Origin of the sequence: Mucilaginibacter arboris (genome assembly GCF_009754915.1) — a bacterium.
GTDB classification, from domain to species: domain Bacteria; phylum Bacteroidota; class Bacteroidia; order Sphingobacteriales; family Sphingobacteriaceae; genus Mucilaginibacter_A; species Mucilaginibacter_A arboris.
Genome location: NZ_WPIK01000016.1, coordinates 62,157 through 78,466, shown reverse-complemented (window position 1 = coordinate 78,466; position 16,310 = coordinate 62,157). Strand labels below are relative to the sequence as shown.

Below are 16,310 nucleotides of genomic sequence, written 5' to 3'. Positions count from 1 at the left end.
AAGAACCAGGGTGAGCTAATGAAAATCGAAAACTTTGGCTACTTACAAAATGTTCCAAAATTATCACCAGAAGAATATAAGAATTACCTTTTAGCTTATTCTGCAGCCAACTTATCTGTAAAGGATAAACAGTTTCATGCAGCAATTTCCTGTAGTGGAAGAGAGTACGACAAGTATCAATTAACAAAAATAGCCGAAGCTTATTTAAAAGAAATGGGTTATAGCGATAACCCTTATCTTATTGTTTACCACAAGGACACTGTAAACAACCATGTTCACGTAGTCAGCAGCCGGATAAACTCAAAGGGCAAGAAAATTAATGATCGTTTTGAAAAGAAACGCTCGTTAGCGGCAATCCAAAAAATACTCCAGACCGACATTAAGCAAACAACTGAAAAGCTGATCGGGGAATATTTTAACTATAACATTTCGTCTATAGCACAACTAAAGCTATTGTTTGAACGGCAGGGTTACAGTGTTTCACAAAATGAAACCGGGATAACTCTCAGAAAAAATGATGATGTACAGGCCGTTATACCAATTGATAAAATAGATGCTTTACTTGGGAAGGGTAATAAGTATAACCCGCGTATTCCTCAATTAAAAGCGATCATAAATAAATATAAAGAAAGCTTTGATTCGGAAATTACAGATGTATTTGAGCCTTCAAAAAACAAAGATCTAAAGCAACAAATCGGATATACTTCGCCTTTGGCTCAGGAGCTTAAATATAGGCTTGGTTTAGATATCGTCTTCCACGGAAAGAAAAATCTTCCGCCATATGGTTATACCGTTATTGACCATGCGAGTAAATCTGTTTTTAAAGGTGGAGAGATCATGCCACTAAATGATTTCATATCAAGCAAAGCCAAAGAAAAACAACATCAGCAAAAGCCAGCAGCTCTAACCATAAAAGTCGATTCTATAAAAGACGAAATTGCAGCTAAAGAAATATTTGCTCCAACTCCGACTACCACTTCGCGCATCTCGATACCTCCGGATAAAGAAAAACTAATGCAGTCGCTTTTAAAGTCGGCAATTCATGAATATGGTTCTATACCGGAAGGTTTACGGGCACATAAGCTGGAAATAAAAGTTAACAGCGGTCGGCTTTATATTTTCGACAAGGCCTCTTTCATTTTGATTTCAGCAGACCGGATTACAAGCAGCGAGGATTTCAATCTAATTGCGAAACATAGCAGTTTAAACTCACAGCAAAAAGAAAAGATGATCTCACCAACTGGCAATAGTTTTCAACCAGCCCCAGACGCTTTTTCCAATCATGATTTTTCAAACAGGAACAATGAAGATCAATCCTGGCTTATCGATACCGTCGTGAACGCTGATTTAAGTATAGCAAGTGATGTTGACGATGAGAAAGCTAATCGAAAGAACAGGCGCCGGCTAGGTAAATCAAATCTTAAAAAACGATAAAACGAAACCTATGATTATACTATTTGGAAACCAGAAAGGCGGTGTGGGGAAATCTACCCTTGCTGTTCTATTCGCTAACTACCTGTCATTCGTTCATAACAAAGATGTTATTGTGTTTGATATGGATAACCAGCGGTCAATTTATAATAAAGTACAGGCCGCCAAAGTGCTCGAAAACGTTCAGTTATATGAAGTGGAAGCTGCCAACGTTGATCAATTCAACACAATACATGCAATAGTTAGCGACAAAGAAAATCTCATTACAATTTTAGACGTTGCCGGCAGTATTGAAAACGACAACTTAATACCGGTCTTTAAAGGTGTTGATTTAATTATTTGCCCATTTGCTTACGATGAATACTCCGTAGGATCTACTATAGATTTTTCAGAGGTTGTAAAAACTTTAAATAATAAAGTAAACATTGTTTTTATTCCAAACCGCATCAAGACAAACGTGAAATACGAAACACTTGAAAGCGTAAATAAGGTTCTGTCAAATTTTGGCGCTGTTACTAATCCTATTTCTGAAAGAATAGACTTTCAGCGCATCAACAGTTTTGAAACACCCCATACCATACGGCAGGTTGTAACCCCTGTTTTTGATTCAATATTTAACCAATTTATTTAAAACATATAACCGACGATGGAAGAAAGCATGAAAGATATTACTGCGAGAATTCGCCAGGACAGAGAAAAAGGAGGGATTAAAGACGAGAAAGAAAAAACACATGAAAAGAATGAAACCGAGCCGGTTCCGATTAACACACCTGCTTGCTTACCAGACCTGATAAAGCACATAACATCGGTCAAGGTAACGGGCCAAACGAAAATGTTAATTCGGATTGATGACGATTACATAAACCTCCTAAACAAGTTTGAAGCAACGCTTGGTTTCAATGTAACGCAATTCCTTAATTTTTTGAGCAGGGAATTTTTGGAACAAAATCCAGGCATTAAAGAATTAATTAAAAACTCTCTTAAAGAACTATAGCTATGAGCTGGACAAAATTCTTTTACATAATCATTGGCATTTATACATTCTACTATCTCATTATCATCGTAATTGATAGCCTAAAAAATAAAGACATAAACGATCCGTCGAGCCAAATGGACGAATTAACGTTTCAGGAAGATATTGAACCTGAAAACATAAAACCTGAAATCACAGCAGCACCGACTACCATAGAGAAACTTGCGGAGTTAGAAAACGTGGAGGAGATTGGACCCGCACCCGCTAAGGTGGTTTGGGAAAGACAAGACGAAGATACCGAAGAAATAACCCTTGTATCTCATAACACAAATACATCAACAGGCGGCACTACTCAAATGTCAGAGTTGATTAGGTTGGCACAGAATAACACGATTAACTATAAGAATTCTCTAGTCTTTTATTAATATGAAAAATCACAAAAAACGTTATTTCATAAGGGCTGCTTTGGTAGCCCTTTTTTATTTCCAAACAATACCAGCTTTCGTCTTTGGTCAGGTTCCGGGCATAGACGAAATGAACGCGGCCACCGGCATGGTAAAGGATGACTTTCACTCACTGGTGCCTCTGGTAATGACCATAGGAGCAATAGCTGGATTAGTAGGCGGGATAAGGGTTTATAGTAACTGGAATTCGGGCAAGCATCATATTACACCTGATGTAATAGGTTGGTTCGGAGCCTGTATTTTTATCCAGCTTGTTGCCGCCGTAATGTCCGGTCTTTTCGGAGTTTAAGTCCTCATACAAACAACCTTCTTTATATTTTTTAACCATTCAATTTTTTATTTTTTAAACTATTTTTTATGACAATGCACAACAGAATTAAAAAGCTTTTAGTAATAGCAGTTTTAGCAGCCTTTACAGTAAACGAATCAATGGCTCAAAGTGGTGTTACCGGAATCAATGCTGCCAATTCCACACTACGAACCTACATTGACCCTGTTTCGGACCTTACATTGGCAATTGGAGCGGTAGTAGGTATTATCGGAGGTATCATTGTCTTTATGAAGTGGAACAGCGGAGATAAAGAGATTAGCAAAGACGTAATGAGCTGGGGCGGATCATGTATCTTCCTGCTGCTTGTTAGTGTAATTATCAAATCTTTCTTCGGCGTTTAATGGCCAGGCAATTCAACATTTATAAGGGGCTTCAAAAGCCCCTTATTTATAAAGGTTTCCAGGGAAAGTTTATTGGATGGGGATTAGGTTCCCTTGTAATAAGCCTGGTAACCGGAGGAGTGGTAGGGAGCATGTCAAATATGGCACTTGGTGGATTTATTTGTGTTACCGGCTTTGTTGGCGGGTTAGTATTCACGGCTAATCAACAAAAGAAGGGCCTTCACTTTAAAACAAGGCATTTAGGCATATTCCAATTTGGTAACGATTTTAAAAACTTAACAAATGGCAGAAAAACGCAGAACGGAGTTTAGTTTACCTTATGTTGGAATAGATGATAAAAGCGGCAAATATCCTTTGCTATTAAATTTAAAAGGGGATTATGCTGTTATCATCAAACTAAATAATCCTGTTTTACAATATTCAGCAGATCCTGCTGCTTACGACAATTCCCATCAGTTGTATATCAACATGATTAAGATACTGGGAGAAGGATATGTTATACAGAAGCAGGATATTCTATGCAAAAGGAGTTATAACAAAAAGGACAGTACTGAATATTTACAGCAGAAATATGATGAACATTTTTCAGGCAGAGAATATACCGACCATAACACATACCTGGTTATAACGAGGAAAGCAAAGCGCAGTTCTTTTTTTACTTACAACAAAAAACAATACTTAGAATTTGAACGCAACATAGGAAAGCTGGAAGACCTTTTCAAACGGAATAACCTTTTCCCTTCGGTTTTGAATAAGAACGAAATTGATGTTTATGTTAAGAGGATACTAAACATGAATTTTTCAACTGAAAGCGTATGCCTCAATAACATGCTTTCTACAGATGAAGAAATTAAAATCGGAAGTAATTCGGTCCGCAACATTAGCCTGATTAATGTTGATGTTATTGATTTACCAGAAAAGGTTTCTACTCATCTCGAACGAAATGATAAACCAACATTAATCGGCTTCCCTGTTGATACAATGGGATTTCTTTACAATGTTCCTTCTTACAAAACAATCATCTATAATCAGATAATTGATATTCCCCCGCAAAACATTACACAACGTAAATTAGAACTTAAAAGAAAACGGCATTCCGGAATACCTGATCCGGCAAATTTAATGTGCGTGGAAGATATTGATTCTTTGTTGGTAGATGTAGCAAGGGAAAACCAAATGCTGGTCAATTCTCATTTCAATATTATTGTTTGTGCCACCGCCGAAAACATTCAGCAAACCTGCAATTATATTGAGACCTCACTTTCTCTGCAGGGAATTACGCCCAATAAAAACGCGTATAATCAAATGGAATTATTTCGCACAGCACTACCATGTAATACAGTTGAACTAAAAGATTACGATCTTTTTTTGACAACTTCCGATGCAGCCCTTTGTTTTTTTTTTAAAGAAGCCCTGAGTAAAGATGAAGAAAGTAGCTTTCAAATCCGCTTTACTGACAGACAGGGCATACCTGTAGCTATTGATCCGGCAGACCTACCCATGATTACAAACCGGATCAACAACCGAAACAAATTTGTGCTTGGCCCCAGCGGATCAGGAAAGTCTTTCTTTATGAACGTCCTGATAGAACAGTATTCGATGTATAATAAATCTGATGCTCCAAGGTGGCTAATGGATGTTGTTATTGTTGATACCGGCCACTCTTATTCAGGGTTATGCTCCTACTATGGAGGAAAATATATTACATACACCGATGAAAAGCCTATCACAATGAACCCCTTTGCTATAAAGGAGGAAGAATACAACATTGAAAAAAAGGATTTTCTAAAAACATTAATCAGCCTTCTTTGGAAAGGTGCAGATGGAACAATTAATCAGGTAGAAGGTGATGTGATTGCTCAGGTGATATCGTCTTTTTACAGTTGCTATTTTAGTAAGGATTCAACTAACGAGCTTTACCCGGAAATAACGGATAATGCAAAACCGGAAGACATTGTTCTAAGGGTACAAACCTATAATACTCTAGAACTTAATTTCAACTCTTTCTATGAATTTGCGCTTTCAAAAATTCCCGAAATAAAGGATCAGGAAAAAATACCCTTTGACATTGATGAATTCCGTTACGTATTGAAGAAATTCTATAAAGGAGGAGAGTTTGAGGCAATCCTAAATGAAAAGGTTGATACTTCTCTCTTTATAGAACCCTTTGTTGTTTTTGAAATAGATAGTATTAAGGAGCACAAGGTGCTTTTTCCAATAGTAACGCTTATCATCATGGATGTATTCATTCAAAAAATGAGATTTCGTACCACACAAAGGAAAGCTCTCATTATAGAAGAAGCCTGGAAAGCAATAGCATCACCATTAATGGCAAGTTATATCCTATACCTATATAAAACAGTTAGGAAGTTTTGGGGTGAAGCCATCGTTGTTACACAGGAGTTAGGCGATATCATAGGAAATGCAGTTGTGAAAGACAGTATTATCAATAATTCCGATACTGTGATTTTGCTTGATCAAACAAAGTTCAAAGACAACTTTAATGAAATAGCAAAGCTTCTTTCCATAACAGAGCATGAACGAAAGAAAATATTCACGATTAACCAGCTTGATAACACTGAAAATAGAGATCGTTTTAAAGAAGTTTACATCAGACGTGGAGCAATAGGGGAGGTTTACGGGGTAGAAGTTTCATTACACCAGTACCTTGCCTTTACAACTGAAAAACCAGAAAAAACGGCGGTTGATATTTATAGCAAATACTACGGCAGCTATCAAATAGGTTTAGAAAACTTCGTAAACGATCTAACATTATCAAAATTAAAGCTTGATAGATTTTTTAAACAGATCAATCAAAAAGGCACGCCATTCTTTGCAGAAGCAAAAAGCACACCCAAGCACCTTCAATTAGCAGGTTGACGAAATCACAATAAACGGCACCTGTGAATGAGAAATCTTTAATCATGAAAACAAAAAGCCTACTAACAGTAACCTTGGTACTTCTAGGATTGAACAAGTCCCAAGCACAATATTTCTACATTGATCCAGCGGTTTCCGCAGCCCAGGCCGCTCACGCCAGCATAATAAACAGCCAGCTTAATACCACAAAGGATAAATTAACCCTAATTCAGCAAGGGCAATTAGCGGTAACCGGCCAGTTGGGGATTGTAAATGACATGCAGGCTAAAATATATAAAGGGCTTTCTCAGGTTTCGTCTATACTCACAGCGCTTGCAGATGTTAAAGAAATTTCGAGGATTGCCATCGGCATGGCTGATGACATAGATAAAGGTCTTGAAATAGCGCGTAAAAATCCTGTTTATCTGGCTTTTGCGGAAGAACAGGCAAATGTCTTTTATGAAAGATCCACAAAGTTAGCAGTGGAGGTGAGCACATTCGCTTTAAAGGGAGGACAAGACAACCTGATGGATGCTGGCGAAAGAACTAAATTATTGGCTAATATTTTAAATCAAATGCTCATCCTCAGATCACTGACCTATGGTATCTACAGGGCCATGTATTACGCTCAAATGCGTGGCCTTTTACGTTCACTTAATCCATTTCAGGGATATGTAAACATGGATCAACAGATTATGGATGATATTCTCAGAAAACGACAATATATAAAGTAGCCACTCATGAAAAAATTAATCGCGGTCCTGTTTACGGGACTTTTTTTTTGTCATGCTAATGCACAAATAAATGTTCCCCTGCTCCATCAACTGGTGGACAATAGCACCACCGAACATACCAAGCAGGCCGACGCAAAGACTGGACAGGCAGCATCTTCGGCCATAGAACAGACTAACCGCGGCTTAATGAGCCAGCTAAAAGTTAAATACAGAACTCTACAAGAACGGTACGCAAAGATGTGTATCGTCTTTGATGCTGCTAACATTGGCATTACCGCAACCCCGTTGGTGAGAGAAATAATTAAAGAGCAACAGCAAATAGTAACCTACAGCGAAAGTGATCCCACTTTAATACCAATAGCGATGGACAGCGAAGTTCTTTTCGTTGAAAAGTCAAATTCCCTTCTGAATTATTTAATCGGCTTATGTGCTGTAATTGGAGACGTAAACCAAATGAAAATCAGTGATAGAAGGCTGTTGTTTCAACACATCATAAATGAATTAAAAGACATTTCCTATTTATCCGGAGGAGTTGCCAGATCATTACAGGCCGCAGTCATTAAAAGCAGAGGAACAGATCCTTTCTCTAACTATATCAACCAGGAAATGGGAACAGTTAACGAAATTATGAAAAACGCTAAAATCTTAAAGCTGTGAAAACTTACCTCTTGATTTCAAGCCTTATACTTATAACAAAGGCCGGATTTACACAAACTGTTATTTCAGACCCCGGACATCTGGCAATTGTTAACTCTAACGGTGCCACCCGTTTGGCTGCTGAAGCCACCTACCAAGCTTCCCTTGAACAAATAAAGAAGAATACTGATGACATAGGTGTAAATCTTACCAGCGTATCATTAGTTCAAACCATTATTCATAAATCACTAGCCGAAGTAAACCAGGCTTTAAAGGATGGAATTCAGGTAAAGCAAATGGGAACCCTTATAGACGATATTTACAAGTATAGCAGCCAGGCAATGGATCTGGCAAAAGACGATCCTGCTTTACTCCTTTTCGCGGAGGATGCAACCCGGCAAATGAAAGAAAGAGGGATAGCTCTGGTTGGCGATGTTTCTAATGTAGTCCTTTCCCAGAAAGGAAATGTATTGATGAATTATAACGTTCGGGATGAACTTATAGGAAAGGTTATCAGGGAGCTTGAAATAATGAACGCTCTTATTTACGGGATAAGACAAAACATGTACTGGGCAAAAATGAGGGGTATTATTAAATCTGTAAATCCCTACAGCCAATATGTTACCAAGGATTTTTCAATCATGGATGATATTCTTTTAAAACATAAAATGTTAAAACAATAGCCTATGAAACATAAAATTTTACTGGTGATCTTTTCGGGAATAAATCTTTGTGCTTATAGCCAAAAGGTCATAAAAGATCAGGCCATTATCTACCAGGAAGAAAGAATGGTTTATAAACAATGGGACAAGAATAAATTCACGCCTGTCTTCAAGTGGTATAATCCCGGCTCCTACGCAGCATATGCAGCGACTTGGCTGTTACACCCGGATTATAAAAACGGTGAAGATTTGCGGCCATTGCGCCCCGGGGGAGAACAGACACAAAGACTTGCTTTAGCCGCTGCAATGCAGGTAACTTCTGATTATTATAAAAAGGAGGCTGATACATTGCGAAACACCGCATTAACAGAATTCATGAACTACTCTGGTACTGTCTCCGCTCTAGACCCTCTTTATAACTTATACTACAAAAAAGAGCTTGCACCACTTGATAATATTGTTGCAAATGCCTTTTTAAACGTAACGCCTGATGTAGTGCTTTATATGGCCGACAGTGGAGCCTACAGCTGGTACTTAACCCAAATGAACTCTTTAAAGGAAAGGTACGACAATGCAAGGGTGGTAGATTTAGACCGGGGACAACGTATTTTATTGTATCACAGGATAATGCTTGAATACAGAAAATATGCTGCAAACTGGAAATACAAGCTATCAATGGCAAAGGTCATGCTTACCTACCAGCAGAAAATGAAAAATAAAATAGAAAATACCGCCGCTTATTTCAGCAACCCAACAAAGACGGATGATCAGATTATGAACGACATTTTAAAGAACAGAAAGAATTTTAACCCATGAAAAAAACTAAACTATTGATAATTTTCCTGATAGTCGGGATCTTTAACTCTACGGTAGTAAACGCACAAACCACAGTTCCAGCGGATCAATACAAAGATGCTGTGAGTTTCTTACAGGGAAACGGTGTATATGATAGCCCAGTAATGACTTTCTTCCAAGGAATGAGAGATTATGCCTTCGGAAACTTCGCCGCCTTTATCTACGATGCACAAGCCTTATCCTGCATATTCATGCTGATGTTCTTCGCAATAAAATCTTATGAAATGATGTCAGGAGACAAGCAGTTAGAAATTATGCCGCTTTTGCGCCCTTTCGGTTTAATGATGGTAATAATGTGGTGGGGTGTTTTTTGCAGAGTTGTAGCATATCCTACTGATTTGATCGCAGCTAAAACAGAAGCAATGTTTGGAGATCAGCAGGATGAAATAAACGCACTACGCTTTGAAAGGGCGGGTTTAATAATTCAGGTCAGCGACCAATTGTTAACGTTCCAGGCAACAACAGAAGTTGCCGCTGATGAAGCGAAAGACACCAATAAAGGGGTAGGAAGCCAGATAGTAGAAAGCGTTAAAGGTTTTTTTGCTGATAATATTTACAATCCGATAGTAGAAATGAAAATCCGGATGCAAACCAGCCTACAGCTTTTGATAACACAGGCCATTGAGTTAATGGCTATCTGGATATTAAGAATCTGTGTTTATATCATTTTTACCCTCCAAATTATTTACTCTACTGTACTCGTCATACTTGGCCCGTTCTCCGTCGCTGTGAGCATATTACCATCTTTCAGGGATGCTTTCTCTACATGGATCGCTCGTTTTGTTTCTGTAAACCTATACGTAGGTATAGCATATCTGATTCTTTATATTGTTGGTATGTTACAGAAGTATGCCATGACGGTAGAAATAGAAAAATATAAATCTTTAATCGGTGGCAGTGGCGATTCAATGGAAAAAATGGCATGGCTAGCGGGTAATGGTATTTTATCCTTCGGGCTGGTCATTATTACCTTTATTGTTGGCGCAATTGCCATTACAACCGTACCATCAATAAGCACCTGGATCATTTCAACTTCCGGTATTTCTTCGGCAGCTTCCACCGCAGCCAGAACTGGTTCACAAGTGGGCCGTATGGCAGGTAGTGCAGTATTCAAAAAATAACATCATATCACTTATAAAAAGGGCTTGACTATTCAGGCCCTTTTTGTTTAAACAACATTTCTTATGCTGATTAAAAACATAGAAAATAAAATAAAGCTGGCTCTTTATATCTCTTTAGGAAGCTTTGTTTCATCCATAATTATTGCCTCAGTAGCATCTTTCTTTGCTTATAAACAGGTCAGTAAAACGCGAGAAAACATATACATTTTGGATAATAACATTCCAATAATGGCAAAGCAAACCAACATAGAGCTTAACCGGCCGGCTGAGTATAAGGCACACGTTGATTTATTCCACTCTTTGTTTTTTTCCCTAACCCCCGATGATAAGTTCATCGAGTACCAGATGAAAAGGGCGATGTACCTAATAGATGAAAGCGGAGCACTTCAATACAATAACTTGAAGGAAAAAGGCTTTTTCAATTCAATTCTTTCGTCAAGCTCTGTCTTAACGCTGCAAACCGATAGTATTCATATCGATATGATTAATAAGCTTTTTATCTACTACGGAAAGCAGATCATCGAGAGGCGAAGCTCTACTGTTACCAGATCCTTAATTACCACTGGTTACCTGAAAGATATTCCCCGTAGTGATAATAATGCACATGGAGTTTTAATCACCAATTGGAAAACACTTGAAAACAAAGATTTAAGCAATGTTCAAAAAAATCAGTTCTAACATAGACCCAGAAGCAACGGTTTTAAAAGAATTCCGGAAAGAATTTGCAGTATATTTTGACAAAGCCGAGGAAGGAAGGAACAAGATGCTTCACAGCTACCCAAAGGAAATTTTTGCAGGAATGGTAATAGCGCTAATTATCTCCTGTATAGTCTGCTTTTTTATCTACACACCAAGTGAACGGCAAAAAGATAAAATGCCTGATATGTACAAAGGAACCGCAAATGTTACCGATAGGGTTACCGGAGGAATTGGCGAAATAGTAAATCTTAGCTCAAAGATTTCTGATTTAAACATACTAAAGAAAAAGGTCGAAGCTGTGCTGATGAAGCCATCATTAACTCATGCAGATACTATCTTTTTGGAAAGCGCCATCCACCGACTGGAAAAACGCAAAACTCAAACTAAAGAAACAGACCGATGAAAATTGACTTTAAAAAACCGAAATACATTTTACCTCTGATTATTTTCCCATTCCTTCCCGTGCTGTTTTATTGTTACAAGTCATTTAGCAAGGAAAAGCAAAAAACGGTAGAAGTTAAACCTGCTTTGAAAACCGACGTAGCAGATGTTTCCGACAAAATTAAAAAAACGGACATTGATAGTAAGCTTGATGCTTTCAAAAATCAATACAAGCACGGCGATGGATATACAGCTGTCAGCGATCTTGGAGAAGAGCAGGTTCAGGGACAACAGTTACAGGGCCAGTACAATGAAAAGGAAAAGCGATCCCTTGACAGTATTGATGCTTTATTTAAAGCTAAGTACGGAAACCCTGCTTCTGACAATAACATCAAAGGACACTATACTAGTAATGTTTCAAACCGAAACCCAATACCTGGAAGGTTATCTAGTTATCAGAACAGCGGTGCCAGAGGAATTAGTAAAGAAGATCGGGATTTGGCCGCAGCTCTTTCTAATCTTACAGACAAATCGGACCTAAACCCAAGACAGGAAAACCGGCCAGGCACAAAAGAAAAATACGAAGATCCAATGGCTCTGTTTCGAGAACAGATGAAGGTGATCGATAGTATAGGAAAAAATAACGATCCAAGTTATAAATCTCCAAAGCAGAAAGAAGATCTGCTGAATAAAGAAGATAACTTAGCTTCCAAGTTTCCTAAACTCGACGTAGTAAAAGCTTCGGACCTTAACGAGGATTTTAACACTGTTCAGGTCAGCAAACCCAATGACTTTATAAAGGCAATAATAGACCAAAATATAACAGGCTATTCCGGTTCTCGTGTGAGGATACGCTTACTCGAAGATATAAAAGCAGGCAAATATCTTATTAAAAAGGGAACCTATATCTATGCTCTTATTTCTGGTTTTAGCGAACAGCGGGTAAAACTTACAGTAATGTCGGTTATGACTGAGGATAAGATACTCCCGGTAAAACTGGAAATATTTGATCTTGACGGTATGCCTGGTCTTTATGTTCCCGCATCGGCGTTTAGGGCTTTTACGAAGGATGTAAGCAATATTGGTTCAAGTATTCAATTACAACAAGACCCATCTACGGCCAACCAGCTTTATATGAGCGCACTTTCAAAGCTTTTTACCTCTACGTCTTCTGCTGTTACAAAACTGATCCGCCAGAATAAAGCGAAGTTAAAATACAGCACCTACCTATACCTGATTGACCCGGACGAATTAAAACAAAAACAACAATCCTACTAATCTTAAATAAATGAAAAAGACACTAGTAATACTTGCAACCATTATCCTGTTTTCCATTAACGCATTTTCCCAGGCCAAGTTAAAAGATGGAATACTTCAAAAAGTCAACCTCGAAAAAATATACATAACGGATGATATTTCCCTGCACTTTGTTTCGCCAGAACCAATCCAGTATGTGGATCTTTCTTCTAAGAATATGTTAGGCGATATGCCGGTAAAGAATATTTTAAGAGTTAAGTATGTGCCCAATAAGGTGAAGGGATATGGCTTCGTTAATCACAGCCTTGGTATTGTTACCATTGTTGGAGAAAAGTTTATTGCTCAATATGATGTATGGTACACCGAGAACCAGGATGATGTACAAACGCAAATAGAAATCCTTCCTAAAAACACCAACCCGCTTGACGTTGGCGCTATTGAAATGTCGCAAAACGATCTTCACCTTTACGCCTTACAGGGTTTAAAAGGAAATACAAAATCTCATGTAGCAAAGTCATCTGCCTTTGGAATGGAAGCGCAGGTAAATAACATTTATACAGTTGATGATTACGTTTTTATAGATGTTACCTACACTAATAACACAAACTTAAAATACGATATCGACGAGTTTAATTTTAAAATTGATGATAAACGAATAACTAAAGCAACCAACGTACAATCCGTTGAAATTAAGCCAGTTTATCAACTATACGAGAAAGCCGACTTTAAAAAGAAATACCGCAATATCTTCGCTTTTAAAAAGTTCACTTTTCCAAATGATAAAGTGCTTTCTATTGAATTATCTGAAAAGCAGATATCAGGCAGGGTTTTAAATCTCAAAGTAAAATACTCTGATGTCTTAAACGCTGATACACTATAAATAAATTCTTGTGCGCAAAACATGGGGTGGCAACTTAGCCACCTTTTTTTTGCCTTATTTTTTGATTATGGAAGAAAAAAGAGAATTACAGCAGCTGCATTCCATGCTGCAGTTTATCGTTTACCTCATGGTATTATTAGAAATAATAATGTACGTGTATGTCGGGCCTGTTTTTCTTTCTGGAAAGCTTGGGGTGGGCTTTACGCATATTTTTGAAAAACTGTCTCTGTTTGGCATTTACAGAAACATTGTATTATGCAAGATTTCAATTTTAGGAACAATTTGCCTTGTCTCAATAGGCACTTTAAGTAAAAAACACTTAGATATTAATACCAAAAAGCAGATTATTTACCCGCTCACAATTGGTTTGACCCTCTTTTTCGGTGGTATATGGTTCCTTAACAAACAAGGTCATTTTATCTTCCCTTATACATCATGGTACGGTTTCGGATTCATTCTAAGCTCTTTAATCGGTGCTATCCTTATACAAACATCCTTAGACAATATTTCAAAGATTATCCGCAGCGGTTTTGGGAAGGATGAATGGAATATTGAAGGCGAAAGTTTCATCCAGCCATTAAAGGCGGATATAACCCCTTTTTCTGTCAATATACCCATGGAGTTTTACTTTAACAAAAGGGTAAATAACGGTTTCATAAATATAGTCAATCCGTTCAGGGGAACAATTGTAATCGGAACTCCCGGCTCTGGAAAGTCATTTTGTATCGTAAATCCTTTCATAAGGCAAATGATAGCCAAAGGTTACACAATTTGCTTATATGACTTCAAGTTTCCAGACTTAGGGCAGATTGCTTACTACCACTATCTTTTAGCTAAACAGAATGGCAAGTACAAGAATTATAAATTTAATGTGATCAACTTGGATAAAGTAGAGAAAAGCAGGAGGATAAACCCATTAAGGGCAGATTACATTGAAACATTGGCCGATGCATCCGAAACGGCTGAGGCTATTGTAGAAAGCCTTCAAAAAAGCGATAGTTCCGGTGGAAGTGATAAGTTCTTTACCCAATCAGCGGTCAACTTCTTATCATCATGTATTTTCTTTATTTCAAGGCATGAAAATGGAAAGTATTCAACATTTGCTCACTTACTGGCTTTTTTAAACCGGACTTATGAAGAAATCTTCACCTGTTTAAATAAGTTTCCACTGCTTGAAAGTTTACTTTCTCCGTTCGCATCCGCGCTACAGAAGAAGGCGTTTGACCAACTTGAAGGACAAATAGGAACATTGAAGATTTTTATATCCAGGCTGAATACAGAAGAAACTGCATGGGTATTCTCTGGTGATGACTTTAATCTTAAAATAAGCGATCCCAAAAATCCCTCAATTTTAATCCTTGCAAACAGCCCCGCCACGCAAAATATCAATTCTACCTGCTACTCTGTTGTGGTAAACCGTTTAACACGCCTAATCAATACAAAGGGCAATTTACCGACAGCTATAATTGCCGATGAAGCCCCTACCCTTTTCATTCATAAAATTGAAAATTTAATTTCCACGGCCCGTAGCAATAAGGTTGCGGTGTTACTTGGCTTGCAAGAGCTTCCTCAATTAAAACAATTACAGGGTAAAGATACCGCAGCAACTATCACGGCGGTTATCGGTAATGTTATTTCAGGATCTGCCAGAAATAAAGAAACGTTAGAATGGCTAGAAAGACTTTTCGGTAAGAAAAAGCAAATTGGCGAAGGATTAAGTATTGATAGAACCAAAACCTCTATCTCTCTAAACGAGAGATACGAACCACTTATACCATCTGGTAAAATAGCCTCTTTGGGTACGGGTGAGCTTGTCGGCTTACTTGCAACAGACGTTGGCGGTGATTATACCGGAAAATATACCAGCTCCAATATTCACTGCCGGGTTAAGTTAGATATGACTGAACTTAAAAAAGAGGAAGAGAACTATAGGGATCTGCCTACTTTTTACAATTTCAACGGCGAAAAAGCCAAAATCCTCAAAGATAATTTCATGAAAATCAGAAAAGATGTAGAAGAAATCATCCATCATTATTCCTAAAGCCAGATTCAAATGATGAAGTTATCATTATTCCCCTTTATTGTTTTTTATCTTTTTGCTGTATCTGGTTTTTCACAAGAGTTTAATTCTATAAAGCCATTCGAGGCAACCAACTCTGTCTCCCTTAAAAAAGATACCGCAGCAAGTCTGGTGTTCCACAAAGACACGATCTACGGATCAAACTATCTGCCGGGAAAAGAAATGCTGCGGCTTGCAAGTTTACCGCTTGATAATATTCGTCTCACATCAGGATATGGTTACCGTATTCACCCTATTGTTAAAAGCATAAAGTTTCATAACGGCATTGATCTTTCAGCGCGCCACGCCATGATTTATTCAGTCCTGCACGGAACAGTCATTGCCTCAAATTACGATCATGCGATAGGTAATTACGTAACTATAAACCACGGTTACTACGAAACTACTTATGGGCATCTGTCGGAACGGTTGGTAAATGTCGGTGAATTAGTGAAGGCTGGTTCTGTTATCGGAATTAGCGGCCAATCAGGCCTTGTAACCGGCGAGCACCTGCATTTTATTGTAAGATATAAAGGACAAACTATAAATCCCCTACCCTTTTTGTCAGAGATTTTGCTGATTAAAGAAAGAAACCAATTAATTGAATTATTAACCTTTAACAAATAG

The 16,310-nt window shown here is 37.9% G+C and carries 18 protein-coding genes; all 18 read left to right on the top strand.

Annotated elements, in window-relative coordinates:
- A partial coding sequence (locus GO621_RS16020) for a relaxase/mobilization nuclease domain-containing protein (RefSeq protein ID WP_232335680.1) occupies nt 1-1,434 on the top strand: 1,434 nt, incomplete at its 5' end.
- Nucleotides 1,435-1,444: 10 nt separating this feature from the next.
- Entirely contained in the window at nt 1,445-2,062 is a 618-nt protein-coding gene (locus GO621_RS16015; RefSeq protein WP_157568867.1) for a ParA family protein, read from the top strand.
- Between the two features lie 15 nt (nt 2,063-2,077).
- Nucleotides 2,078-2,425 carry a hypothetical protein gene (locus GO621_RS16010; protein ID WP_157568865.1) on the top strand — a complete coding sequence of 116 codons (348 nt, stop codon included), beginning with the start codon at nt 2,078-2,080 and terminating at the stop codon, nt 2,423-2,425.
- Nucleotides 2,426-2,427: 2 nt separating this feature from the next.
- On the top strand, nt 2,428-2,829 hold the full coding sequence (locus tag GO621_RS16005) for a hypothetical protein (RefSeq protein ID WP_157568863.1): 402 nt from the start codon (nt 2,428-2,430) through the stop codon (nt 2,827-2,829).
- A 1-nt stretch (nt 2,830) separates the two neighbouring features.
- Nucleotides 2,831-3,157 (top strand): DUF4134 family protein, encoded by a 327-nt coding sequence (locus GO621_RS16000; protein ID WP_157568861.1) that lies wholly within the window; start codon nt 2,831-2,833, stop codon nt 3,155-3,157.
- Nucleotides 3,158-3,231: 74 nt separating this feature from the next.
- Nucleotides 3,232-3,540, top strand: coding sequence for a DUF4134 family protein (locus tag GO621_RS15995; RefSeq protein WP_157568859.1), 309 nt, complete (start codon nt 3,232-3,234; stop codon nt 3,538-3,540).
- A 282-nt stretch (nt 3,541-3,822) separates the two neighbouring features.
- Nucleotides 3,823-6,420, top strand: coding sequence for a TraG family conjugative transposon ATPase (locus tag GO621_RS15990; RefSeq protein ID WP_157568857.1), 2,598 nt, complete (start codon nt 3,823-3,825; stop codon nt 6,418-6,420).
- Nucleotides 6,421-6,464: 44 nt separating this feature from the next.
- Nucleotides 6,465-7,133 carry a hypothetical protein gene (locus GO621_RS15985; RefSeq protein ID WP_157568855.1) on the top strand — a complete coding sequence of 223 codons (669 nt, stop codon included), beginning with the start codon at nt 6,465-6,467 and terminating at the stop codon, nt 7,131-7,133.
- Nucleotides 7,134-7,139: 6 nt separating this feature from the next.
- Nucleotides 7,140-7,790 carry a hypothetical protein gene (locus tag GO621_RS15980; RefSeq protein WP_157568853.1) on the top strand — a complete coding sequence of 217 codons (651 nt, stop codon included), beginning with the start codon at nt 7,140-7,142 and terminating at the stop codon, nt 7,788-7,790.
- Nucleotides 7,787-8,452, top strand: a complete 666-nt coding sequence (locus tag GO621_RS15975) for a hypothetical protein (protein WP_157568851.1) — start codon at nt 7,787-7,789, stop codon at nt 8,450-8,452. The genes GO621_RS15980 and GO621_RS15975 overlap by 4 nt, the downstream gene beginning before the upstream one ends.
- A 3-nt stretch (nt 8,453-8,455) precedes the next feature.
- On the top strand, nt 8,456-9,247 hold the full coding sequence (locus GO621_RS15970; protein WP_157568849.1) for a hypothetical protein: 792 nt from the start codon (nt 8,456-8,458) through the stop codon (nt 9,245-9,247).
- Nucleotides 9,244-10,407, top strand: coding sequence for a plasmid transfer protein (locus tag GO621_RS15965; protein WP_157568847.1), 1,164 nt, complete (start codon nt 9,244-9,246; stop codon nt 10,405-10,407). Before GO621_RS15970 ends, GO621_RS15965 begins: the two co-directional genes overlap by 4 nt.
- 63 nt (nt 10,408-10,470) lie before the next feature.
- Nucleotides 10,471-11,085, top strand: a complete 615-nt coding sequence (gene traK, locus GO621_RS15960) for a conjugative transposon protein TraK (RefSeq protein ID WP_157568845.1) — start codon at nt 10,471-10,473, stop codon at nt 11,083-11,085.
- Complete coding sequence (locus GO621_RS15955) at nt 11,063-11,509, top strand: hypothetical protein (RefSeq protein ID WP_157568843.1); 447 nt, start codon at nt 11,063-11,065, stop codon at nt 11,507-11,509. Before traK ends, GO621_RS15955 begins: the two co-directional genes overlap by 23 nt.
- Entirely contained in the window at nt 11,506-12,765 is a 1,260-nt protein-coding gene (locus GO621_RS15950) for a conjugative transposon protein TraM (protein ID WP_157568841.1), read from the top strand. Before GO621_RS15955 ends, GO621_RS15950 begins: the two co-directional genes overlap by 4 nt.
- A gap of 10 nt (nt 12,766-12,775) precedes the next feature.
- Complete coding sequence (gene traN, locus GO621_RS15945) at nt 12,776-13,624, top strand: conjugative transposon protein TraN (protein WP_157568839.1); 849 nt, start codon at nt 12,776-12,778, stop codon at nt 13,622-13,624.
- Between the two features lie 67 nt (nt 13,625-13,691).
- Nucleotides 13,692-15,665, top strand: coding sequence for a type IV secretion system DNA-binding domain-containing protein (locus GO621_RS15940; RefSeq protein ID WP_157568837.1), 1,974 nt, complete (start codon nt 13,692-13,694; stop codon nt 15,663-15,665).
- Between the two features lie 12 nt (nt 15,666-15,677).
- Complete coding sequence (locus tag GO621_RS15935) at nt 15,678-16,310, top strand: M23 family metallopeptidase (protein ID WP_157568835.1); 633 nt, start codon at nt 15,678-15,680, stop codon at nt 16,308-16,310.